The following is a 23,043-nucleotide window of genomic DNA, read 5'->3' as shown; positions in this document are numbered from 1 at the left end:
GCTACGAGACCGCCGATCGGCGGCTCCGCGTCGCAGCATCGTTGGTCCGATGGGATCGACATCCGCTCTTTCACCCGTTGGTGAGGAACGAGGACCTATCTCGGTGCCCAACGCTTTCAGTTTTACGGCGCCTTCTCTCTGGCGGTGACGGTTCACGTCGGCCGGAGGCCGCTACCGCAGGATTAGTAGCCAGCTTCAGGACAGCGGAGAGCCAAGCGCTGAGGCGCTGTGAATCAGAACGAGCCGACGGGGTGAAGACCCGTCGGCTCGTTCTGTATGTGCAAGGTTGAGTGTGCCCGCTGTTCCGCCGTGGATGGCGGAACAGCGGGCGGTGCTCAGTACATCAGCATCCAGCACTGCTCCTGAGAAGCGGCCAGTAGCCGAGCGATGAGCGAAGCGAACCTGCCCTCCTCGATGATGGGCTCGAGCGTCATGCTCTCGAAGGCGATGCCGTGCCGGATGGTCAGCCACTCATCGCCGCCGTTGACCTGGTTGATGAAGCACAGATCGTGGTAGTAGAAGGCGGTCCCGAGCGACCAGTTGCCGTCGCTGATCCGCTCAGCCAGCTCCTCGACGCTGTAGCAGCCGACGAAGCTGTCTCGGGTGAACGGCGGATCCTCGGCCGCCGCGATCCACTCGTTCGCTTGACCGAGCTGGTACCAGGTCTCCCGCAGCTGGTCGTCCAGCTCCGGTACGACACGCACTTCGCGCGCATCCGGTTGGATGAGTCCGAGCCGGGCGGCGTAGCGGTACGCCTCCATCCAGGAGGCGAAGACCATCTCGGCCTGGCGCCACTGCTGGCTGGTTCCGATCAACACCTGCACGCGGAAGCGCTTGGTGGTGAACAGGAGGTCGACCAGGTCGAGGGGAGCAGTGAGGTCGTCACCGTGGCGGTCGACCGGCCCGACGATGAACGCCGGGCCGACGATCACGTCCGTCGCTGCGCGCAGGGCGCTGTTGTGCACCCAGGCCAGCGCCGTCGCCCGCGGGTTGACCGGCAGCCCTTCGAGCTTGCCCTCCTCGTTGAGGTACAGGCTGACCGGTGGCCGGTCGAGCGTGACCACCTCCAGGTTGCCGCCGACGATCTGCCGGTAGGCGTTGAGGTCGTGAGGTTCGATCTGCTGCTGCCTGATCGGCTGCCGCTCGTCGGCAGGGATCACGATGGCTGTGAGCATGACGAGTGCTCGCTTCTGGACCGATAGGCGTGTGCCTGGCGGGCGGTCCGTTCCGCGCCAGGCCGCGCGCCTCGATCGTCTGGCGTACGGCCTGCTGCGGGATTTTCAGTGACCCTTCACTTCTATTTAGTCATCTGCGGCTTAGCCTGCATATGGTAGAAAATATAAGTTCCTATCAGACGGTGTCGGCCATTGCGGGTGCTCTGGAGAGGACAAGGCGCGTCTAGCGTAGTGTCCAACTTCGACCTAAGTGATTTTCCTCGATGAGCGCAAGCGTCGGTCACTCAGCCTGTCACATATGCCGGAAAGTCAACCTTGCGGACGCCATGCCGGCGGTCTGGCCGTGCCAGTGAATGCTTGATCATTTGCGCCATGTGGCGCATACTGAAAATACATGAACAGCCAAGAATTTATGGAAGACATGAAGCAGTTACTCCGAGCTGAGATCTCCGGGGTGGTGCAGCACTTAGATAAACGTATCGATGGTCTTGAGCGTCGCATGGATGGCATTGAAAAACGCATGGCTACGAAGGAGGATTTGACGCAGCTTCGGAGGGAGTTTAAAACTGATCTCAATGAGTCCCATGAAGCCATCGCTGAAACCCTAAACACTGGCTTGGATTCAGTTGCCTCCAAGCCGCAAGTCGATGATCACGAGCGCCGGATCACGCGACTTGAGCATCGCCCTGTCTGACCCTAGGACTAACGAGGAACTCTTCAAAGCTCAAGAGCTTGGTTGGTGAGGCATTGGATCGCCAGAGGGCGCACTACGCCAGGAGATACAAGCCTCGCTCGAGGATTTGGAGTCTGGCTTTTACGAGTTAGCCAAGAAGGCCGATCTCATTCTTGAGTCGATCAAGTAAATCCCGGCTGCCCCAAAAGACCGCGAGCGTCGACTGCGCGCGTTAGAGCAGGTCCAGCCTCAACCTTGCTCGAAATCGCTCTCTCGGTTCTTGTGACTTTGACGGTCAAGTTGACAGCCCCGCACCTGACATCTACTTTCTTTGGCCCCTTTCAGCGACTCCATCACCTCTGTAATCCGCCGTGTAAGGTGCGCTCGATCGTCCTGATGGCCGGTCCGCCCCCCGCGTACCGTGAAAAGTATAGTGATGGGGTGTTGGGGCGTCATCGAGCGGCAGTGAGCCCTTTCCAACCTGACGGCGTGGGCGGCGAACGTGATGGAGACATGGCGAAGCTCCTGGTAGATGACTTCTCGACCAAGAGCAAGGCCATCGTCAGGAGCTTCGTGTGCTTGTCTACCCATCCGCGATCGACCTGTCCAGTTCGCATCTCCGATTCCTCGCACGGGAACTGACCGTGCACCGGCGTCGGATCGGCAGCAGGTGGCGGCGCCTCGATCCCGGACGCCAAGCACTGCTGGTCCTAGCCCATCTGCGCTGCGGCGACACCTACACCCGTCTCGCCGCCGGGTTCGGCATCGGCCTGGCCACCGTCTGCCGCTACATCCACGAAGCGGTCGAACTCCTGGCCGCACTGGCACCGGACCCGATCGACGCGGTACACGTCGCCGCACGCAAGGCCTACCTCATCCTCGACGGCACCCTGCTCCGGATCGACCGCATCGCCGCCGACCGCCCGTACTACTCCGGAAAACACAAGCGCCACGGCATGAACGTCCAAGTCCTCGCCGACCCGGCCGGACGACTGCTCTGGACCTCGCCCGCGCTGCCGGGAGCGGTGCACGACCTGACCGCGGCCCGGATCCACGGCATCGTCGACGCCCTGACCACAGCAGACATCCCATGCTGGGCGGACAAGGCCTATCAAGGAGCAGGCAGTCCGATCCGCGTCCCCTACCGCGGAAAGTGGCACAACCTCTCGCCAGGCCAACAGGCGGTCAACCGCTCTCACACCCGCATCCGCGCCCTGGGCGAACGAGCGGTCTCCACCCTCAAGACCTGGCGACTACTGCGCAGACTCCGCTGCTCCACCACCCGCATCACCAGCCTGACCCGAGCCGTCCTCGCACTCCACCTCGCCGCCGGATGAGGTTGGAAAGAGCTCATTGTTATCATCCATCGTATGTTAACGAGGACCAATTCGATCAGTCGATGATACATCGGCTGTAGTAACAGTTGCCCCTGTCGTGTCGATCTAGTCACCGTGCGCAGACAAGATGATTCGGCACGGCTCCAGATGCACGGTGCCGGACGATTAACCGACCAAAGTTCATCTCAACGCTCTAGGCGAGGCGGCCTAGGGAGTAATCCGTGGTTTTTACTGGGCGGAACAGCTATTGCGTTGGTCAGTCTGATCGCTGCTCTGCTCGGCCCTGTACCTGAATTCCTTCGTCCTCGGACCAAAGTTTCAAATATCGAGGTAAAGTCGACTAATACGGATAGTGTGACCCAGTTCATGATTCCACTTAGTGCGCCGTTCGACGAGGCCCCCGAAGCGTTTATGTTCTGCACTCCTCCGGTGCTAGCCTGGCTCGAGAAAGTTGGAATGGAGGTTCCGCCGAAACAGAATCTGTCGATAAGAAATACAGCGGAAGACGGGGCTATGCTCTCCGTGAGCAACATTCGAGCCGTCGATGTACGTAAGTCCGAGCCAGAGCGGATGATCCGGTTCCATTGTCCTAACGCTGGGCTGGGTGACTCGGTTTCCCTGGATGTGCGCCTGGATTTCGACTTGCAGGCTAAAGTGCGCGACCGGGAAACGGAGGAGTATAAGCCTTTCGCGTTCAATCTTGAACCCGGCGAGCAGGGCTCTATTGAAATCAACTTCAAGCGGGACGAATTATATAGCTACTCGGGCAGGATGGTCGCTGACGTCTTAACTGGTAACAGTGTCGAGACTATTGAACTGCCTCTTGATGGTTCCGGTGATGGATTTAACTTTGTTGGCACTGGTGAATTTACACGTCTTGAGATGGGGCCGGGCGACTATAGAAAAAAGGGACTTTTTAAGTGCACCTTATATGATCGGCTTAAGCGCTGGCGGGACGATAAGGGGGTGACCAATTTTGACTGCAGTGCAACTCAGGTGCGCTATATTGTGGCTAGCATGAGTTGATAAAGTTGCGGACTGTGAAGGTTTTTGATCACCGGCGAGCCAAGACGCGGCGTCTGGGTGGCCGCCTCGGGTATCATTCAGTCTAGTGTTAATTGGGAGTGACTCTGACGGCTAAGTTGACGGCTACCGCACCTAACATCCACTGTCTTTCGGCACGTTTCACCCGCTCCTTCACCTCTGTAATCCTGCCCTGCAAGATTTGCTCGGTCGTCCTGAAGAGCCTTGTGTCCCCAGTTCGAGTCTGGGAGGAGCCACCAAAGAAAGTACCCACCCTACAGAGGTGGGTGTTTTCTTTGGTGCGAATCCCCGGGTGGTTGACGGCAGTCGGCTCGTGACTTTGACGGCTAAGTTGACGGCTACGCCCCCTGTCACCGACGTCCTCGGCGAAAAGTTGACCCTCGACCTTTTCAAGAGCAGCCCGCTTCCTGCTCATATCGACATGCTCGTAAATGCCCGTCGTCTTCACATCGCCATGGCCGAGGATCGCCTGGATGTCGCGAGCAGGCACGTCAAGATCCTTCTGTGTCGTAGCGTTGGAGTGACGTAGGCCGTGCAGCGTGATGAGGGGGATCTCGTGCTGCGCACAGATCCGACGGAATGAGCGAAGCACGTTACGTGCTTCGATGGGACGTCCGCTCTTGGTGGTAAAGACTAGTTCGGTCTCATCTCCTGACCCTTGCCACGATGAGCCGGCCGTAGCTCGGGCCACCGCTTGCTTAGTGCGTTGCCTAAGAAGCACTTCTCGTGCAGTCGCCAGCAGTGGCTCGTCGCGGCGGCTCGATGCTGTCTTGAGAGGGACCTGCTGGAGGGCGCCGTCTATGCGTTGAACTTGCTGTCTGATACGCAGTTCATCGCGCTCGAAGTCAACGTCGCACCAGCGTATGCCTCGCACTTCGCCGCTTCGGAGGCCATACAGTACAAGCATGACGAACATTGAATAGAGCGGATCTTGTTCTCCGGCGTGCAGGAAGCGCTCCAGTTCCTTGGTACTCCAGTAGGCGGCCTCGCGAGGGGTATAGGTGGGAAGCTCTACGAGCCGGGCGACGTTGCGGAAAAGAAGCTCTGTGCGGACCGCGTAGGTCAGAGCCGCGCTGAGCACCTTACGTATCTGGTAGAGACTTGCTTCAGTAGTGCCTGTGGCATGCAGGCGATCGAGGAACATCTGAATGGTGTGTACCGATAGTCCTTTTAAGGCATAGGTGCCGAGACCTGGCTTAAGGCGCAGTCGGACGATGGCCTCGGAACGTCGATAGGTAAGGGGACGTCGCTTGGTGCGCACTGCCTGATCGAGCCAATGGTCCAAGTACTCCCCGACCCGCCAGTTCTTGTCGGGACTCGGGACGCCCCGCTGCGCTTGCAGCCGCGCTTCGGTGAGCTTGGCGCTCACCTCGGTGCGGGTTGTCCCGTAAAAGCGAAGCCGCTTGCGCTTGCCGCTCGTCGTGTCGACGTAGAGCGCCGCCTCGTACCGTCCATCCTTGCGGCGGTAGATCGACCCCTCGCCGTTAGCACTACGATGAGCCATCTACTGTAAATCCTCGGCAAGCCGCCGTTCGATGTACTTGGAGACGCTCGACACCGGGATGCGTCGACTGCGCCCGATGGTAATCGTTTCGATCGCCCGTGCCCTGATCAGGTCGTAGAGCGTCCAACGGCTGATGCGCAGCACTTGGCAGGCTTCCTTGACCGTCAGGACGATCGGCCGTGGCAAATCGGTGCGACACGGCTCGTCCTCGGGTTCAACGCGGTCGTCTCGTATGCTGTTGTTGAGTACTTCTAGTGACATAGTGGTTCTCCCTTCTAGTTTACTCCTCTGCTGCTTCGTTTTGAACAGAAAGCGGTGCCTTATGGTGGTGGGCGACTACTCGAATGATCCGGTTTCTCTTCCAGCTCAGGCGGTGCCATCAGGAGGCGAGGACCTGCGTCGATGAGCGCGACCTCGAACAGCCCCGACGCCTCGACGGCAAGTGATCCGAGAGCACGCTGGATGTTCTGCAGACGATGTTGGTCCGGGACGAGCCACACCACCTGCGGGAAGACGCCCGCGCGCTGCTGCTCGACGCCGCTGCGCCAGTAGGCAACGTAACGGGCCGACTTGCGCACGATGGTCGGCAGACTTTCGGTGGCCAGATCGACCTCGATGAACACGCGGCGCTCAACCGCTTGGAAGCCGACACGCACGTAGGCATCCGGCTTGAGGACGACCAATTCGCCACCGCTGCCGGTGAAGTGACGCCAGCAGCCCGGCTCGCTGGTGAAGGTCAGCAACATCGCTTGGCCTTGACGCTCCGCCTCGCGGAGACCGACGTAGAGCTCAGCCACCATGAGCATGTGATCCTGGAAGTAGGGCGTGGTCTCCCAGACTCGCCGTCGCCTCCCTCCTGCCGGGCCGCTGACGTCCAGGACCGCCTGACCAAGCGCCGACAGTCCGTAGACGAAGCCGGATGAACCTGCCCGGACACCGCCGATGACACGGGACAGGCGAACCACCAGCGCCAAGGTTTGAAGTCGCTTCATCAGGTACTGGGTGCGGCGGATGCGTGAGCCAGGTACGCCGCTAACCAGGTATAGCCGCTGCACCTGAGCCGTGGTCAGCAAGCGGAAGCGGTAGAGCGTGTCGAGTACCGCCAGCGCGCGGGTGTCGAGCTGGGCCCGCAGACGGGACGCCTGGACATGAAGTCGTCGCCCACTCATGAGGACACTCCTGAGAGGGAGAGAGTCGTTGGCACCTCCAAGCGGTTGGCAGAGGTGAACCGGCTGCCTACGTCGACACGACGCGATGGGCGAGCCGAAACGCGAGGCGAAGCCATCACGCGGCCCTCCGCGGACCGATACCGATCGGACCTTCCGGACGGGTAGTCCTTCCTTGCCAACGAGCGACGAGCTGCGCATCAAGCTCATTGTCCGAGACGCCGTAGCGCTGCTGGCTCACGAGGCGCAACTCAGCCGGGTTGGACGAGGCGGCTCCAAGTGGGCGGCTCTGCACGATGAACGGCTTGGTCATGGTGTTTCCGTGCACCAGGCGGCAGTACGCCTGGAAGCGGCCGAGCCGTTCAAGGTCGGTCGCCGTGGTGCCATCACCGAAGACCTGGGCGAGGTCGTGGGTATCGTCGGTGCTGGGATGGAAGGCCATGCGGGAGCGGGCGTTGGCGAAGAAAGCCGCCTTCAGCGCGGGCGAGAGCTGGCCGAGGTGTTGGTGGGCGGCCGTCAATGAGACGCCGAGCGCCCTCGCCTGAGCGAGAAGTTCGCCGATGTCAACCGGCAGCTTCAAGTAGTCCTGGATCTCGTCAACCACCACCATCACCGGATGTCGCTTGGCGGGCGGGACGGTGGCTCGCCGTTGGATGGCTTGCCAGAGCTGCGTCAGCAGCAGGGCGCCGGTCATGGCGGCCGTCTCAGCACCCAGCATTCCGGCGTTCAGGTTCACCAAGACGATGCGGCGCTGCGTAAATAGGTCGTCCACTGCGAACCGCGGCGCGGCCTGGCCGAGCAGGTGACGGAGCGCCGAGCGGCTGAGGAAGGCCCGCGTCTTGTTGAGGACCGGTGCGATGGCCTGAGCGCGCTCGGCGTCAGACAGGTTGTCGTACCAAGCAAAGAAGGGCGCGAGCACCAAAGGGTCGGTGACCTCGGTGAGCACCTGACGACGAAAGGTCGAGTTGGTCAGCAGCACCGGCAGGTCCGCCAGCGAGCCGTCTCGGCTGCGGGCTAAGGCCGTCAACGCGTGCAGCAGGACGTCGGCACTCCGCGGACCGATGCTGGAGCCGAAGACCTGGCGGAACAGGTGCATCACCAAGTCCGCCCGTCGTTCGGCCTCCTCAGGAGGGCCGGCCAGCGGGTTGACGCCAACGACATGCCCGCTCAGACCGGGCTCGATCACGACAACGTCGTCGCGACGCGTGGCCGGAACCGCCTTCAGTACGTCGTCAACAAGATCACCACGCGGCTCGATCAACAGCACGCTGTGGCCTGCGCGCATGTCGGCCCTGACGAAGGAAGCGAGCTGCGTTGACTTGCCAGACCCGGTCACCCCGGTGACGTGGACATGATGAAGCGCTGTTGCCACAGGCATCGTGACGAGCTGGTGTTCGTCGGCCGGATGCAGACTGTGGCCGAGCACACGCACGGCAGCCGTGCGGCGAGGTTGGTCAGCAGGAACAAGGAGCGATGGTGGAGCGGGGTGGGCCTGGGGTAGCTGGTCGCCAAGCCCGTCGAAGGGATAGCCAAGGAGTGACGCCAGCTCGGCCGCATTGAGGATGCCCGACCATCGCTGGGAACGCGGCACGCTGGTGATGGCACGCCCGCCACGCCGCGACGCAAAGGAGCTGCGAACCTCTGTGTAGCTGGCACTCGCCAACGAGATCGCTTGGGCCAGCATCCGCACCACCGCAGCGGTTCGCTCAAGCCGGGCGGTTCGTGCGCCCACCCGTCCGTGGACAGCGAACAGCGGTTCAACCGTCTTGCGCCGCCAGTGTTGCCGCTGATCGGTTCGAGTTGGCGGCGTCCCGCGAAGCCCGAGGAGGTGGGAGAGAGACAGTGCCTGAGGTGGATCGGCGTGTCGTCGCTGGGCCGGGCCGATCACCCACTGGATGACTGCCGATTCATCACTTCCCAGCGTCCGAAGCACGTCATGAAGCCCAGCGCTGACAATCGGTGCCATGTCGAGGCGAAGCGGTTGCGACAAGCCGGTGATACGTAGATCACTTGCGAGGAACGGTGTCGGCCGCTGTGGTGCTGGGGTGGCTGTCAGGGTGAGGCCCTGAACCTGTGCACGTAGCTGATCCGGGAGCGACGCGGATAAGTTCGAATCCATACCAAGCAGCCAATAGGGTCGACCTGCATAGGCGCGTAGCTCAATCACCACCAGAGGCGTGCGCACGAACAAGCCGAGTTGAGGGCGGTGCGCGAGTGGACGAATCAAGCTGGTAAGGGCGGTGAGATCAAGCGCTGCAGGAAGATGGACGGTGAACCATACTAGGCCGCTTGCGTCGGCGCGCGGCTGACTAGGCGATGGTGAAATCGGTGCTTTGGCGGCCATATAACCCCTTTCTATTATACGTTTGTTAACTTCTTTATGTATACGTTGTTGCTGCTGAGAGATGACCCGCTCAGTCTCACGCGGATGCGCGGAGACTGAGCGGGTAGAGCGCACGAGCTACGAGCCGTTGCGTGAACCGGGCAGACGTCCGCGCGTGCCGCGGGCGCTTTGCAGCACTTGCTCCATGTCCGGTGCAGCCTTGTTGAAGTCGTTCACGCGGACATAGATTTCGCGAGTGGTGGTGTCCGGCATACGAACCTCCAGGATCACCAGATCGCCGATGTCCTTGAACATCCCCAACTCGCCCACCAAGACATCGAGTGCCTTGGGCTGGTCGATGCTGGGATGCTGCCGGACGACCACTTGTGCGAAGTCGGCGTCGCCCCCTTCCGTTCCGGAAAGATCGGACACTTTTCGACTGACGATAGCCATACTTGCTCCAGATGGTTGTTAATGAGGTGGCGGTGTTGCTCAACCTCACCTCTATTTACGCATGTAGGTCGAGGCTTGCATATGGTAGAAAAATATGGTGCTGTGAGGTGGCTTGCGTTTGCCGATGGGAGTCATTACATGTCAAGGATAGTGATTGTTGCAAATCTGACTGCCGCCGAAAAGCGACTTTATCTCGAATTAATCTTGTGGAGGCATCGTCCGAATGATCGGACCATGATCTATCTCTGTATGTGCGATAAGCTGTTCAGCGTATGGTCAGTGGTGTATATTGCAAGCTCGACGGAGAGGGGCTTGCCGCATGGAGCTCTTAAAAAGTTTCGGTCGTTCGGCGCTGCTTGCCTTAGCGGGAGCATTGCTTGTACTGCTTGCTCTAAGCAATGGGCTCGAACTAGGACCACTAAAGTATGCGGCTAATCCATCTGTTGTAGCCCGAATCCTGCTCGCTTGCCTTGGGGTTATTCTTGTTGTAGTGGCTCTCGTTACCGAATGGCGTATGCAGCGGAGAGGGGCGCAGCCTGAGCCGCAGGCAGAAGATGATGCTGAAAAGATCGCTGCTGACCGCTTCTTTCGAACGTTAGATGACCTTCCGGCGTTCCATGTTGAAACCGCAGGCGCGCGGAGAATATCAATCCTTGGGCGGACGGCAGTAAATATTCTAACGAGCTACCAGCGGGTTTTTCGAGAACTATGCAACGCTGGATGCGAAGTCCGCCTAATTTTTGTAGATCCGACGGCTGATGCGTCACGCTATTTATACGGGAGTCAATTTGACGTGTACCAGAGCAACCTGAAGTCAGCCGTGGGGCAGATAGTAGCACTTTCGGCCGATATTGGTCCGCGACTTAGTGTCAGAACCACTAGTGACGTTCCATCTTTCAGTCTAGTTCATATAGAAAAGCCTGACCGATCCTCGTACTTTAGAGTGCAGCTTAACTTCATGCACAGCCGTATCGGACGGGACCGGCCAGTCTTCATCGTCGATGAAGGTGACGGTTGGTACGCGGCCTTTCGAGACGAATTTGATGCTATGTGGCACGCCGGTAGTTCTTTCAGTGGGGAGGCGATTCTCGGCGAACTTGAACGAGGTGAATGATCCGCTCCTATGTTGTATACTTTATGTGTGAGGAAAAATGTCTGAAAACAGTTGCGCGTTCTGCTCCGATGAGATGCGTTCTTCCGAATTTGCCGGAAATGCTGACTTTGCGGCGGTTTATAACATCGCCCCTATCGTCCCGGGCCACTCTCTCGTGATTCCACGAAGGCATATTCAGCGCATCGAAGACTTGTCTGAGGAGGAGTTCTCGCGGTACTGGATTTTTGCCCGAGAAGTGACGAAGTTTCTTCTCGATACCTTCAAGACAAACGCTTTTGATTGGACTATTCAAGAGCAGGAGGCGGCTGGTCAGACCGTACCCCACCTGCACCTTCACATCATTCCCAGGGTTCCTGGCGATTTTGATGATCCAGGAGGGTGGTACCCGAAGCTTCGTCATGGCGCTATCGTTGACCATGCGCACGAGGTCATCGACAGTAAAGATCGAGTTCGTCTGACCCTGTCAGAGCGCGAGCGTATTGCGCGGGAACTGGCAACGCAGTGGGACCTCCGGAGTAAGCGTAGTTAACGTCGTTGATCTTCATTAACAACTTTACGGGTGCGTCACGCCGGAGATGGATGCATCGAGTCACCGGTTTCAAGTAATTCTGACGGATCCTCTTTCGTCGATTTACCTTTGGTGCTATATTAGGTAGTAGCTTAATGGCGAATAATAACTATGCGAAAAAAGGGAATCGAACAATTAGGCCTTGTCACTTGGCTTGAAGCCTCCGCTAAGGCAAGCGGCGTCCCCCTGAAGGTGGAGGACGCCGCTGTGATCGCGAAGCTTCGGTTACTGGTCAGTGAAGCCAGACGATCTCAATCAACTCCGGATCGAAGTACCAGCCGTTCTTATCCGGCCACCGCTTCGCTCCCGTCCGCCCGGGATGGATCACAACCTTCTCGACCACCAGCCTAATGACGCTGGCTCGCCACTCCATGCTGGCGGTCTCCCAAACCTCTCGTAGGCCGCCGTCAGTCGGGACGGCGAGGCTTTTGGCCTTGGCGCTGAGCAGTTGCTTCTTCTCGGCCTCGGCAACCGCGAGCTTCTCTTTGATCGTCCCGAGCATCACCCGGTAATCGTCCTTGTCGTGCTCACCGGCCGCGTACTCAGCTGCAAGCACTTCGCGGCGTACCTGAAGCTCGGCAAGTTCCTGAATAACCGCCGCCATGCGCTCTTCGTTGTCGGCGGGTGCAAGTGCTCGTGCTACTTCCGGTGAGTCGAAGCGGTACAGAACCTGTTCGCTCACGAACTGCTCAACCGCATCCGCGATCCGGAAGATGGTGCAGCAACCAACACGGAAGCCGTGGCGATCCCACTTCTTGCAGGCATAGCGACGCTGGCGCACAACGCTGCCATCGCGCTTGGTGTAGACCTTGCCCTGGCCGAACATCTCACCGCCGCACACAGTTCCTTTGCGGTCAGTATCCCGCCACGTCCCACCACAGTACGTGATGCCGGTCAAAAGGTAGGTGCGGCCCTTGAGGCGTCCGTGGCTATACCAAAGCTTGTCGCGGCCGTTGAACATTGCGGCCAGCGCGTCGTGTTCGGCCCGAGTGAAGACATACGGCCACCTTGCCCGGTGACGTTCGTCGTGATGGATGCGAGTAGCGCCAGTCTCTGGGTTTTGAAGACAAGGGCAGTCGGCTGGATGGCCGGTTGGGTCGAACTCGACGTAGCTCTCGTTCAGCAGTGTCCGCTTGAACGGGCCAACGCTCCATGGGCCGCCCAGCGCCCGCGTGATACCGCGTCGGTTCCAGTCTTTAATGATGTCGAACTGGCTTTCTCCGGCTAACGTCCGGCGCTTACCTTCCTGAAGCGCGGCGATCTCGTGCTCGCGCACCTGATACGGGTCGCAGATGTCTTTGCCTGTCGCAGGGTTGTGTCCAATGACCTTGCCGTACCCGTAGAGGCGCCGCCCACCGCCGGTCTTGCCCTCGCGAGCATCTTGCAACTTCTTGCGCAGAACCCGCTCTTGAAGCTCCTCAGCTTCACCTGCATCGTTGGCGGCTTGGTAGCGGGCCATTCGGCGGTTAGCGGCTACTTGGAGATCAAGAAACTGGCCGCGGACGTAATAGAACTGCACGCCGTGCCGACGAGCCAGCTTGATTTGCTGTTCGCTTTCTTCCGGCTTGCGAGTAAGGCGACTCGTCGTGTAGCTGAGCACAATCTTGATCGGGCCGGTTTCGAGAAGACCCATCATCTCTTCATAGTCTGGCCGGTGCTCGTCCGTGTTCGTGCTGGCAGAGAGGTCGTTGTCCACGAACTTCCTGACCAGCGTCACGCCGAGATAATCGGCTAGTTTGTCGATGTCTTCATCTTGACGCTTAACGCCGAGTTCTTTGCCTTCGCGGTCATCGCTGATCCGCTCATAGGCGTAAGCTAGCTGTCCCTTCAATGATTGTTCCATTACGGTGCGTATCCTTTACATTACTTATTGTAAAAGATGCATAGAATTTTGACGAGTACGCGATCGGCACACTCGCCGCCGCGGCGCTGGGCCTGCTCCTGTACTCGCTGTTGAGCGGCGACTGGGTGGAAGGCCTCATCCGGGCGCTGCTGGTGCGGGCGTTCACGGTGGACGCGTGAAGCGGCGGGTGCTGGGCGACGACCGGGGCGGGGTGACGGTCGAGGCGGCGGTCGCGGTGTGCGGGCTGGTCGCGGTGCTGGTGCTCGGCGTCGGCGCGGTGATGGCGGTCGTGGCGCAGCTCCGGTGCACGGACGCGGCCCGGGAGGCGGCTCGGCTGGTCGCCCGGGGTGATCCGGGGCGGGTCGACGGCGTGGTCGGGGCGATCGCGCCGGAAGGGGCGCGGTGGGCGGTGCGGAGGGAGGGGGACACGGCGTCGGTGGAGGTCTCCGTCTCGCGGCTGGGTGTCGAGCTGCGGGCACGGGCCTACGTCGTGGTGGAGCCGGGAGTGGGGGTGATCGATAGCTGACGGGTGAGAGGGCCGCAGCGACACCGCAGGCGCGGAAAGCACCGCCGGTCCTGGTGGCCGGTGGACGGCCGCGGGGATCGGAATCGGCGGCGGGTCGGTCGACGGCCGTGGCCGGCCAAGTGGACCGCGGGCGGCATCGACGGGCGCGGGCGGCATCGACGGGCGCTGGCCGGTCGGGCATGGACGGAGGCCCGTGCGGGGACGGCCTGCGGGCCGTGGGCGGCCGAGTTCGCACGGGGCGGCCGGCGGACCGCAGTGTCGACGTCGGTCCCGGCGGTGCGGCGACCGCTGGGCTCGGTGCCGGTCGTGGCGGCCGGTCGGACACAAGGGCTGCGGTCGGTGCCGGCTGCGGGCGGTGCGGGCGGCGGTCGGAGCGGGCGGCGGTCGTGAACCGCGGTCGTGAACCGCGGTCGGTCGCGGTGGGTGGTGGCCGCGGTGGTCGGCCGCCGGGTGTGGTGGCTGCGGTGGGTCGGCGGCGGTCCCGGTGGTTCAGCGGCGGCTGGGTCGATGCCGGTCGGGGTGGCCGGGCGGCTGCCGTCGAGGGCGGCGGCTGGGTGGTCGGTAGGTGGCCGTCCAGCGTGGGCGGTGTCGGGTCGGGGACGGGAGGGGTGGTGATCGGTGGGTGATCGGGGGTCGGCGTCCGTCGTGGCGGTGGCGGTGGCGGCGGTGTGGTTCGGGCTGGTGGCGGTCGGTGTGCACGTCGGCGAGGTGGTCGTGGCCAGGCACCGGGTGGGTGCGGCGGCCGATCTCGGGGCGTTGGCGGCGGCCGGGCAGTTGGTCGGTGGGGTCGCGCACGCCTGCGACCGGGCCGAGTGGGTCGTCGAACGGATGGGTGGCCGGCTGGCCTCGTGCCACGTGGAGGGTTGGGAGGTGAGCGTCCACGTCATCGGCGAGGCCGTCACGGTGCTCGGCGCGCCCAGCGCGCGGGCCCGCGCAGGTCCGGCCGAACCGTGACCCCTACCCCACACGACGAACGGTCGTCCGCCGGCGGTGAGCGGACTCACACGACCGCAGATTCGCGGCTTCGCGGTGGGCGGGCGGCCGGCACGCCGTTCTGCCCCCCGCCCCCGGCCCCCGCGCTCGCCGTGCCACATCGACCAGTTGTCGACAAGCGGTTACCAAAACCCCCGGTCATGGCGTTAGTTCAAGTGGTGGCACCGACACGGTGTCGAACAACACGCGACACGGTGTCGTGGCCGGAACGCAGGAGGCGAACGAAAGATGGAGTGGTCGGATAGCTGGCGCGGGGCCTTCCGCATCGAGCTGCGCGCAGAGGCGGTCAACCTCGCGTGGCACGGGTGGCCTGTGCTGCCGGGCACCTATCCGGCCGGTGAGCGGTGGGCCGGGCGCGACGGTGTCGAGGACAGCGGGCCGGTCCCGGTGCACGGCGACTGGCAGGAGCGCATCGGCACCGAGGCGGAGCAGGTCGCCACCTGGTGGACGGGCCACTCCTACAGCATCCTCCTGGCCACCGGCCACGGCGTGGACGCCGTCGAGGTGAGCGCCGACCTCGGCCGCCGGGCCGCGGTGGAGCTGCGCGCCGCCGGCGTCCCGGTGCCGATCGTGGCCACCCCGGAGGGCCGCTGGATGTTCCTGGTCGCCTCCGGCGGCACGCCGGTCACCGACCCGGACGTCAAGCACTACGGCCAGGGCGAGTACGTCCCGCTGCCGCCGAGCACGGGCCAGGTCGGCGTCGTGCACTGGCGGGTCAAGCCGCAGATCTGCGCGTGGCACCTGCCGCACGTGGACGTGGTCCGGGACGCCCTGCTGCAGGCCGCCGACCGCACCACCACCTACGGCCTGGTCGCCGCCGACCGGTCCTGACCGACCCGGCCGTGCCGGACGTCGTGGTGTCGTCTCTCCCCGACCACCCCGAGCACGACGTCCAGCACGGCCACCCCACCCGCCTTGTCCAGCGGATCGTTGCCGTTCCCGCACTTCGGCGACTGAACGCAGGACGGGCACCCGGCCGGACACGCGCAAGCCGCGATGGCCTCCCTAGTAGCGACCAACCACGGGACTACCGCGTCGAACCCGCGGTCGGCGAACCCGGCTCCTCCGGGATGACCGTCGTGCACGAACACCGTCGCCTCCCCGGTGTCCTGGTGCAGCGCGGTCGACACTCCGCCGATGTCCCACCGGTCACAGGTCGCGAACAGCGGTAGCAGGCCGATCGCCGCGTGTTCGGCGGCGTGCAGCGCGCCGGGGACGCGCGCCGGATCCAGACCGGCGCCCCCCGGCGCACTGCCGCCACCCGCGTCGCGCGGCAACGCGACGCCCAGCAGCTCCGCCGACACCGTGTACCAGACCGCCCGCGTCACCAGCGTCTGCGCGGGCAGCGACAGCGGCACCGAGTCGACCACCTGCCCGGACGGCAGTTTCCGCAGGTAGCCGACCACCTGCGAGGTCACCTCGACCTCGCCGAGGCACACGGTCACCCCGTCGAACTCGCGTTTCTCCAGCACCCGCACCACCGAGATGTCCTTGGTGTCACGGGCGGTCGTCGACCAGTCCGGCTTCTCCGCGTGCACCATCGCCAGACCGCTGTCCAGGTCCAGGTGGTCCACCACGTACGACTCGCCCTGGTGCAGGTAGACGGCGCCGGAGTGCACCTGCCAGCACGCCGAACCGGGGTCGACCGTGCCGAGCATCCGCCCCGAGTCGGCCTCCACCACGACGACCTGTTCGCCGCCGGACCCGCGGATGTCCACCGACGAGTGCGGCCGGTCGTGCGAGGTCCAGTACCAGCCGTTCGGCCGCCGCCGCAGCACCCGCCGCGCCACCATGTCCTCCACCACGGCCAGCGCCGCGTCACCGCCGAACGAGGCCAGCGACTCCGGCGTCAGCGGCAGCTCGGCGGCGGCGCACGCCAACTGCGGCTCCAGCACGTACGGGTTCGCGGGGTCCAGCACCGTCGCCTCGACCGGCTTGTCCAGCACCGCCGACGGGTTGTGCACCAGGTAGGTGTCCAGCGGGTCGTCCCGCGCCACGAACACCACCAGCGCGTCGCTGTCCTCGGTCCGCCCCGCCCGCCCGGCCTGCTGCCAGAACGACGCCAGCGTGCCCGGGAAACCGGCGACCACCACGGCGTCCAACCCGACGATGTCCACGCCGAGCTCCAACGCGTTCGTCGTCGCCACGCCCAGCAGTTCGCCCGACGACACCGCCCGCTCCAACGCCCGCCGCTCCTCCGGCAGGTACCCGCCCCGGTAGGCGGCCACCCGCGCCGCCAACGACGGGTCGACCTCCGACAGCACCCGCCGCGCGCCCAACGCGGTCAGCTCCGCGCCCACCCGCGACCGCACGAACGCCAAGGACCGCGCGCCCTCCACCACCAGGTCGGCCAGGATCCGCGCCGTCTCCGCGCCCGCCGACCGCCGCACCGGCGCGCCGTTCTCGCCTTCCAGGTCGTCCAGCAGCGGCGGCTCCCACAACGCCACCGTCCGCCCCGCGCGCGGTGACCCGTCCTCCGTCACCGCCTCGCACGGCGCGCCGACCAGCGCCTCCGCCGACGCCGCCGGGTCGGCCACCGTCGCCGACGCCAGCACGAACACCGGGTCCGCGCCGTACCGCTGCGCGACCCGCCGCAGCCGCCGCAGCAGCAGCGCCACGTGCGAGCCGAAAACACCCCTGTACGTGTGACATTCGTCGACCACCACGTACGACAGCCGGCGCAGGAACCTGATCCACCGGGCGTGGTTGGGCAGCACGCCCCGGTGCAGCATGTCCGGGTTGCTGAACACCCAGTTGGCGTGCGCCCGCACCCAATCGCGTTCGGCCATCGGCGTGTCCCCGTCGAACGACGCCGCGCGGACGCCCGACACGCCCAAACCGCTCACCGATCTCAACTGGTCCGCGCCCAGCGCCTTCGTGGGCGAGAGGTACAGAGCTGTTGCCTTCGGATCAACTGTCAACGCGCTCAGGACCGGCAATTGGTACGCCAGCGATTTCCCGGACGCGGTGCCCGTCGCCACCACGACGTGTGATCCGGACCACGCATGGGTCGCCGCTTCGGCCTGGTGCCGCCACGGCTGCGTCACACCCCGATCCACCAGCGCGGACACCACTTCCGGTGGCGTCCACGACGGCCACGGGACGGGCTGCGCGGGGCGCGGCGGCTGCTCCTCGGTGTGCGTCAACGGCGATTCGCCCGCCGGAACCCCGGCGAGGACCCGGTCCAGCAAACGACGTCCCTGGTTCGCCACGGGGCGCAGCTTCGCACATCCGACGGACTTCCGGACCGTACCTCTGCAGATAACGGTGTGTGTACGGATCGGGACGCGTTGTTGCCTGGTTGCGCACTATGAATAGACTCCGCCGCTATCGCATCCAATGAGGGGTGCATCACGTTGTGTCGGGGCTGACAGTCGCGTGAGTGACCCGCCTCACATCAGCGGGGTGGCCCTGACATTGGGCTTGGAAAACTCACCAGGAGGACGGATGTCCCGGCAATTCCTCGCGGAGGGCCTAGAGCTCTCCGGAGGTGATCGCGGCCTCGTGGCCGTGGTCGCCGTGGTCGCCCTGGCTGCCCTGGCCGTGGGCTACGTGCTGCTCCGGGAGGTGCTGGCCGCGGGCCAGGGCACCTCCAAGATGCAGGACATCGCCAAGGCGGTCCAAGAGGGCGCAGCGGCCTACCTCAACCGGCAGTTCCGAACGCTCGGCATCTTCGTCGTCATCGTGTTCGTGCTGCTGTTCGCGCTTCCCGCCGAGGACATCGGCGAACGGATCGGCAGGTCGCTGTTCTTCCTCGTCGGCGCCGGCTTCTCCGCCGTCATCGGCTACCTCGGCATGTGGCTGTCGACCCGCGCGAACGTGCGCGTCGCCGCCGCGGCCAAGGAGGCGGGCGGCCGGGAGAAGGCCATGCGGATCGCGTTCCGCACCGGCGGCGTGGTCGGCATGTTCACCGTCGGCCTGGGCCTGTTCGGCGCGGCGCTGGTCGTGTTCGTCTACGTCGGCCAGGCGCCGCGGGTGCTGGAGGGCTTCGGCTTCGGCGCGGCCCTGCTCGCCATGTTCATGCGGGTCGGCGGCGGCATCTTCACCAAGGCCGCCGACGTCGGCGCGGACCTGGTCGGCAAGGTCGAGCAGGGCATCCCCGAGGACGACCCGCGCAACGCCGCGACCATCGCGGACAACGTGGGCGACAACGTCGGCGACTGCGCCGGCATGGCGGCGGACCTGTTCGAGTCCTACGCCGTCACCCTGGTCGCGTCGCTGATCCTGGGCACGGCCGCGTTCGGCGCGAAGGGCCTGCTGTTCCCGCTGATCGTGCCCGCGATCGGCGTGCTCACGGCGGTCATCGGCGTCTACATCACCAGCGCCCGCACCGGCGAGAACGGCCTCACCGCGATCAACCGCTCGTTCTACATCTCGGCGGTCATCTCGGCGGTGCTGTGCACGGTCGCGGCGTTCCTGTTCCTGCCCAGCTCGTTCGCGGGCCTCGCCGGCGTGTCCGAGGAGATCGCGGGCACGCCGGGCAACCCGGCCTTGATCGCGGCCGTCGCGGTGATCATCGGCATCGTGCTGGCGGGCGTCATCCTGTGGCTGACCGGCTACTTCACCGGCACCGAGCACAAGCCGGTCAAGGAGGTCGGCCGCACCTCGCTCACCGGCGCGGCGACCGTCATCCTCTCGGGCATCTCGGTCGGCTTCGAGTCGGCGGTCTACACCGCGCTGGTCATCGGCGGCGCGGTCTACGGCGCGTTCCTGCTGTCCGGCTCGGTGGTCGTGGCGCTGTTCGCGGTCGCGCTGGCCGGCTGCGGCCTGCTGACCACGGTCGGCGTCATCGTGGCCATGGACACCTTCGGCCCCGTCTCCGACAACGCGCAGGGCATCGCGGAGATGTCCGGCGACGTGGACGGCGAAGGCGCGCAGATCCTCACCGAGCTCGACGCGGTGGGCAACACGACCAAGGCCATCACCAAGGGCATCGCGATCGCCACCGCCGTGCTGGCGGCGACCGCGCTGTTCGGCTCCTACAAGGACGCGATCGAGCAGGCGCTGCGGGACGTGCAGGTGGGCATCGGCGAGGTGCCGATCTCGTTCACCAACGTGGTGTTCAGCCCGAACGTGCTGGTCGGCCTCATCATCGGCGCGGCCGTCGTGTTCATGTTCTCCGGTCTCGCGGTGAACGCGGTGACCCGCGCGGCGGGCGCGATCGTGTTCGAGGTGCGCCGCCAGTTCCGCGACAACCCCGGGATCATGGACGGCACGGTGAAGCCGGAGTACGGCCGGGTCGTCGACATCTGCACGAGGGACTCGCTGCGCGAGCTGGCCACTCCCGGCCTGCTCGCGGTGCTGGCGCCGATCGCGGTCGGCTTCGGCCTCGGCGTCGGCCCGCTGGCCGGCTACCTGGCGGGCGCGATCGCCACCGGCACGCTGATGGCGGTGTTCCTGGCCAACTCCGGTGGCGCCTGGGACAACGCGAAGAAGCTGGTCGAGGACGGCAACCACGGCGGCAAGGGCTCCGACGCCCACGCCGCCACCGTCATCGGCGACACCGTCGGCGACCCGTTCAAGGACACCGCCGGTCCGGCCATCAACCCGCTGATCAAGGTGATGAACCTGGTCTCGGTGCTGATCGCGCCCGCGATCGTCGGGTTCTCCGTCGGCTCCGGCGAGTCGGCGGGCATCCGGTACGCGATCGCGATCGTGGCGGTCGTGGTGATCGTGGGCGCCGTGGTCGTGTCCAAGCGGCGCGGCACGGCGATCTCGGACACCCCGGCGGAGGTCACCACCTCCGCGTGACGGTCGAGCGGGGCGGGGCGCCGGCGGTTCGCGGCGCCCCGCCCTTCCACGTCCGGGTGGGCCGGGTGGGCCGGGTGGGCGCGCCCGGATGGGGGCACACTGTCCGGTATCGCCGAGAACCGCGGTCGCGCACAACGAGGGGGAGCACCCTGATGAGACTTCTGCCGCTGGTCGCCGCGACCGCCCTGGTCGTGGCGGTCGCCGGGTGCGGGTCCGGGGGCGACTCCGCCACACCCACGTCGTCGTCCGAGTCGCCGTCCGACGCGGCGGCGGTGGCGTACATGGACAAGGTGTGCACGGCGGCGTCCTCGTTCGCCACGGTGCAGAAGACACCGCCGCAGCTGGACGCGAACGACCCGGCGAAGCTGAAGGCCGACATGGGCGCGTACATGGGCCAGATGGCCGACGCGTTCACCCAGACCGCGACCAAGCTGCGCGGCGTGGGTCCGTCGCCGGTGGCGGGCGGTGACGAGCAGGTGGAGCAGATGGCGGTGACGTTCACCGGCATCGCGAAGAACTTCACCGACGCCAAGGCGGCCATCGAGGCGGCGGACGCCAACGACCCGGTCGGCGGGTTGCAGGCCGCCGGCGAGGCCATCACCAGGCTGGACGACTTCGTCGCGCCGCTGAAGCAGCTGGAGGCGTCGCCGGAGCTGTCGGCGGCGGCCGAGAAGGCGGCGGCCTGCCAGGACCTGCGGACGCTGAGGCCGTCGGAACCCGTCACACCGACTTCGTAGTAGGTTGCCCCCTCACCTTTTTCCGATTTGGGGGCATTCTGTGAAGCACCGTGTCGCGCTCGCCGGCGTGTTCGCCGCTGTTCTGGTCACCTCCGCGTGCGGTGGTGGCGGCTCGTCGGCGTCCTCCACGTCAGGGTCGACGGCGACCACCACGACCACCACCGCCGCGGACGCCGACCCGGTCAAGTGGACCGGGACGTTCTGCGAGGGCATCTCGCCCACCATCGAGGGCGTGCTGACCCTGCTGAAGACGATGTTCGAGGGCGGCGCGGAGGACCCGGCCGTGCAGAAGACCGCGCTGCTCGACTACAGCTCCAAGGCGGGCAAGTCGCTGAGCGAGGCGGGCGAGAAGCTGGACGACCTCGGCGCGCCGTCGCCCGAGAGCCAGGAGCTGCACGACGAGCTGGTCAAGTTCTTCACCGACTCGGGCAAGACGCTGACCCAGGTCAACACCGAGCTGGCGGCGCTGGACCCGGCCGACCCCGAGTTCGCCACCAAGCTGGAGCAGCTCGGCGGCGACCAGGCGGACCCGTCCAAGCTCCAGGAGCAGATCAAGAAGCTCCAGGACGACCCGAAGCTCGGCCCGGCGTTCAAGCAGGCGCCCGAGTGCGTCGCGATGTCGGAGACGCTGAAGAGCCTCGGCAGCTGACACCGCTGGGACGGGTGGGACCGTTGGGGTAGGTGGTTCAGCCCTTCGGAGACTGGCCGTGGTCGAACGTGTGTTCTACGCTGCCTGTCCGTGGGGCAATTGTCCTTCTACTCGGCCGAGGCGAGACAGCCTTGCGTCGGTGACCTGGCGGGCCTGCTGTGCGGGCCCGGCCGGGCGCTGGGCTTCGCCCGTGGGCGCGCGGCCCGGGTGTCGGTGGGTCTCGACACCCGGGACCGGGCCGCCGCGGTGGAGGCGGCGCTGGCCGAGCGGGGCGTGCAGGCCCGGGTCGAGCAGGTCCGGGCGGAGCGGCCCCGGGTCGCCGAGGACGGACCCGCCGAGGCCGGGCCGGAGCCGGCGGGGCCCGCCGGGATCGAAGTCGTCCCGGACGAGCCCGCGAGCCGGCCCGCCGACGACGAGCCGGTGGCCGAGTCGCCCGACGAGCCGCTGGACGAACCCCCGGACGACCTGGACGAGCCCTTGCCCGACCTGGACGACCTCGACGACCTGGGGGAACCCCTGGACGAGCCGGTGGACGACGACCCGGACGGGTTCGCCCCGGTGGTGATCGGGTCGGGCCGGCGTGGGCCGGCCGCCGCCGAACCCGAGCCCGAGCCGGAGCCGCGGACCGAGGCCGAGCAGGGGGCCGTCGAGGCGGGGACCGGGACCGAGCCGGGGGCCGTCGAGGCGGCCGAACCGGTGGTCACCGAGTCGTGGCAGGTCACGACGGCGTTCCGCACCGACCTGGCCGGGTTGGCGGCGCAGTGGTTCGACGGCGACCGCAAGGTCGTCCCACCCGACTTCACCCTCGACGGCGCGGCCCTGCGGCTGTGGGCGCTCGCGTCCGGCCGGTGGGTCGAGTCCGGCTCCGGGTACCTCCTGGGCCTCGACCCCGAGGCGCCCGACACGCACGAAGCGTTGCGAAAAGCATTGGCCACGTCGGGTCTGCCCTCGACACTCTTGATCGGCAAGACCGGGGGACCCGCGCTGCGCGTCGTCGGCAGACGGCGGCTCGAACGGCTCGCCGAGCTGGTCGGACGCGCGCCGAGGGGCGTCGCGGAACGCACCTGGCCGGCCGCGTAGCGCGTCCTCCTGGCGGAGGATCCGCCACAGTTGTGTCACCCTGTCCCGACCAGGGCTGCCCAGCGGCGACAAAGGACAGTGCACACTGGCGGGTCGGGACACAGTGT

Annotated in this window: 21 protein-coding genes; 13 read left to right on the top strand and 8 right to left on the bottom strand. The window is 65.1% G+C overall.

Annotated features, from left to right (window positions below):
• Positions 1-335: 335 nt before the first annotated feature.
• Positions 336-1,175 carry a DUF3846 domain-containing protein gene (locus EDD40_RS21540; RefSeq protein ID WP_123744534.1) on the bottom strand — a complete coding sequence of 280 codons (840 nt, stop codon included), beginning with the start codon at positions 1,173-1,175 and terminating at the stop codon, positions 336-338.
• Positions 1,176-1,569: 394 nt separating this feature from the next.
• Between EDD40_RS21540 and EDD40_RS41080 the strand changes: the two genes are divergently transcribed.
• The 3 genes from EDD40_RS41080 to EDD40_RS41075 all read left to right on the top strand — a co-directional run bounded on the left by EDD40_RS41080 (position 1,570) and on the right by EDD40_RS41075 (position 4,211).
• Positions 1,570-1,869: a hypothetical protein gene (locus EDD40_RS41080; protein WP_148088859.1), complete on the top strand. Its 300-nt coding sequence runs from the start codon at positions 1,570-1,572 to the stop codon at positions 1,867-1,869.
• Positions 1,870-2,423: 554 nt separating this feature from the next.
• Complete coding sequence (locus EDD40_RS21535; protein WP_123744533.1) at positions 2,424-3,185, top strand: transposase family protein; 762 nt, start codon at positions 2,424-2,426, stop codon at positions 3,183-3,185.
• A 354-nt stretch (positions 3,186-3,539) separates the two neighbouring features.
• The gene (locus EDD40_RS41075) at positions 3,540-4,211 is read left to right on the top strand and encodes a hypothetical protein (protein WP_148088858.1); all 672 of its coding nucleotides are present in this window, start codon (positions 3,540-3,542) and stop codon (positions 4,209-4,211) included.
• A gap of 88 nt (positions 4,212-4,299) precedes the next feature.
• On the opposite strand, the gene EDD40_RS21530 is transcribed toward EDD40_RS41075, so the two are convergent.
• The 5 genes from EDD40_RS21530 to EDD40_RS21510 form a co-directional block, all read right to left on the bottom strand.
• The gene (locus EDD40_RS21530; protein WP_123744532.1) at positions 4,300-5,733 is read right to left on the bottom strand and encodes a tyrosine-type recombinase/integrase; all 1,434 of its coding nucleotides are present in this window, start codon (positions 5,731-5,733) and stop codon (positions 4,300-4,302) included.
• Positions 5,734-5,994, bottom strand: coding sequence for a helix-turn-helix domain-containing protein (locus tag EDD40_RS21525; RefSeq protein WP_123744531.1), 261 nt, complete (start codon positions 5,992-5,994; stop codon positions 5,734-5,736).
• Positions 5,995-6,053: 59 nt separating this feature from the next.
• On the bottom strand, positions 6,054-6,902 hold the full coding sequence (locus EDD40_RS21520; protein ID WP_170185156.1) for a replication-relaxation family protein: 849 nt from the start codon (positions 6,900-6,902) through the stop codon (positions 6,054-6,056).
• A 115-nt stretch (positions 6,903-7,017) separates the two neighbouring features.
• Positions 7,018-9,243: a type IV secretory system conjugative DNA transfer family protein gene (locus EDD40_RS41070; protein WP_148088857.1), complete on the bottom strand. Its 2,226-nt coding sequence runs from the start codon at positions 9,241-9,243 to the stop codon at positions 7,018-7,020.
• A 117-nt stretch (positions 9,244-9,360) separates the two neighbouring features.
• Positions 9,361-9,675 (bottom strand): hypothetical protein, encoded by a 315-nt coding sequence (locus tag EDD40_RS21510; RefSeq protein ID WP_148088856.1) that lies wholly within the window; start codon positions 9,673-9,675, stop codon positions 9,361-9,363.
• A gap of 319 nt (positions 9,676-9,994) precedes the next feature.
• Here EDD40_RS21510 and EDD40_RS41065 point away from each other — a divergent pair, with 319 nt between their 5' ends.
• Positions 9,995-10,789, top strand: coding sequence for a hypothetical protein (locus EDD40_RS41065; RefSeq protein ID WP_148088855.1), 795 nt, complete (start codon positions 9,995-9,997; stop codon positions 10,787-10,789).
• Positions 10,790-10,826: 37 nt separating this feature from the next.
• Positions 10,827-11,318 carry an HIT family protein gene (locus EDD40_RS21505; RefSeq protein ID WP_123744527.1) on the top strand — a complete coding sequence of 164 codons (492 nt, stop codon included), beginning with the start codon at positions 10,827-10,829 and terminating at the stop codon, positions 11,316-11,318.
• Between the two features lie 271 nt (positions 11,319-11,589).
• Here the strand turns inward: EDD40_RS21505 and EDD40_RS21500 are convergent, their stop codons facing one another.
• Positions 11,590-13,200 (bottom strand): recombinase family protein, encoded by a 1,611-nt coding sequence (locus EDD40_RS21500; RefSeq protein ID WP_123744526.1) that lies wholly within the window; start codon positions 13,198-13,200, stop codon positions 11,590-11,592.
• A gap of 62 nt (positions 13,201-13,262) precedes the next feature.
• On the opposite strand from EDD40_RS21500, the gene EDD40_RS44445 reads away from it, so the two are divergent.
• The 4 genes from EDD40_RS44445 to EDD40_RS21480 all read left to right on the top strand — a co-directional run bounded on the left by EDD40_RS44445 (position 13,263) and on the right by EDD40_RS21480 (position 15,550).
• On the top strand, positions 13,263-13,379 hold the full coding sequence (locus tag EDD40_RS44445) for a DUF4244 domain-containing protein (RefSeq protein ID WP_123748187.1): 117 nt from the start codon (positions 13,263-13,265) through the stop codon (positions 13,377-13,379).
• Positions 13,376-13,726: a TadE family type IV pilus minor pilin gene (locus EDD40_RS21490; RefSeq protein ID WP_123744525.1), complete on the top strand. Its 351-nt coding sequence runs from the start codon at positions 13,376-13,378 to the stop codon at positions 13,724-13,726. Before EDD40_RS44445 ends, EDD40_RS21490 begins: the two co-directional genes overlap by 4 nt.
• 618 nt (positions 13,727-14,344) lie before the next feature.
• The gene (locus tag EDD40_RS21485) at positions 14,345-14,680 is read left to right on the top strand and encodes an Rv3654c family TadE-like protein (protein WP_123744524.1); all 336 of its coding nucleotides are present in this window, start codon (positions 14,345-14,347) and stop codon (positions 14,678-14,680) included.
• 267 nt (positions 14,681-14,947) lie between these two features.
• Positions 14,948-15,550 carry a bifunctional DNA primase/polymerase gene (locus tag EDD40_RS21480; RefSeq protein WP_123744523.1) on the top strand — a complete coding sequence of 201 codons (603 nt, stop codon included), beginning with the start codon at positions 14,948-14,950 and terminating at the stop codon, positions 15,548-15,550.
• Here EDD40_RS21480 and EDD40_RS21475 read toward each other — a convergent pair.
• A complete protein-coding gene (locus tag EDD40_RS21475; RefSeq protein WP_123744522.1) occupies positions 15,520-17,931 on the bottom strand; it encodes a DEAD/DEAH box helicase in 2,412 nt (803 codons plus the stop codon). The genes EDD40_RS21480 and EDD40_RS21475 overlap by 31 nt on opposite strands.
• 235 nt (positions 17,932-18,166) lie before the next feature.
• On the opposite strand from EDD40_RS21475, the gene EDD40_RS21470 reads away from it, so the two are divergent.
• The 4 genes from EDD40_RS21470 (at position 18,167) to EDD40_RS42690 (ending at position 22,936) form a co-directional block, all read left to right on the top strand.
• Positions 18,167-20,470, top strand: a complete 2,304-nt coding sequence (locus EDD40_RS21470; RefSeq protein ID WP_123744521.1) for a sodium-translocating pyrophosphatase — start codon at positions 18,167-18,169, stop codon at positions 20,468-20,470.
• Between the two features lie 152 nt (positions 20,471-20,622).
• Positions 20,623-21,207, top strand: a complete 585-nt coding sequence (locus tag EDD40_RS21465) for a hypothetical protein (RefSeq protein ID WP_123744520.1) — start codon at positions 20,623-20,625, stop codon at positions 21,205-21,207.
• Between the two features lie 40 nt (positions 21,208-21,247).
• Entirely contained in the window at positions 21,248-21,856 is a 609-nt protein-coding gene (locus tag EDD40_RS21460) for a hypothetical protein (RefSeq protein ID WP_123744519.1), read from the top strand.
• Between the two features lie 90 nt (positions 21,857-21,946).
• A complete protein-coding gene (locus EDD40_RS42690) occupies positions 21,947-22,936 on the top strand; it encodes a hypothetical protein (protein WP_211348218.1) in 990 nt (329 codons plus the stop codon).
• Positions 22,937-23,043: the final 107 nt, after the last annotated feature.

It is taken from the genome of Saccharothrix texasensis (assembly GCF_003752005.1).
Classification (GTDB): Bacteria; Actinomycetota; Actinomycetes; order Mycobacteriales; family Pseudonocardiaceae; genus Actinosynnema; species Actinosynnema texasense.
This window is presented reverse-complemented; position numbering and strand designations above follow the sequence as displayed.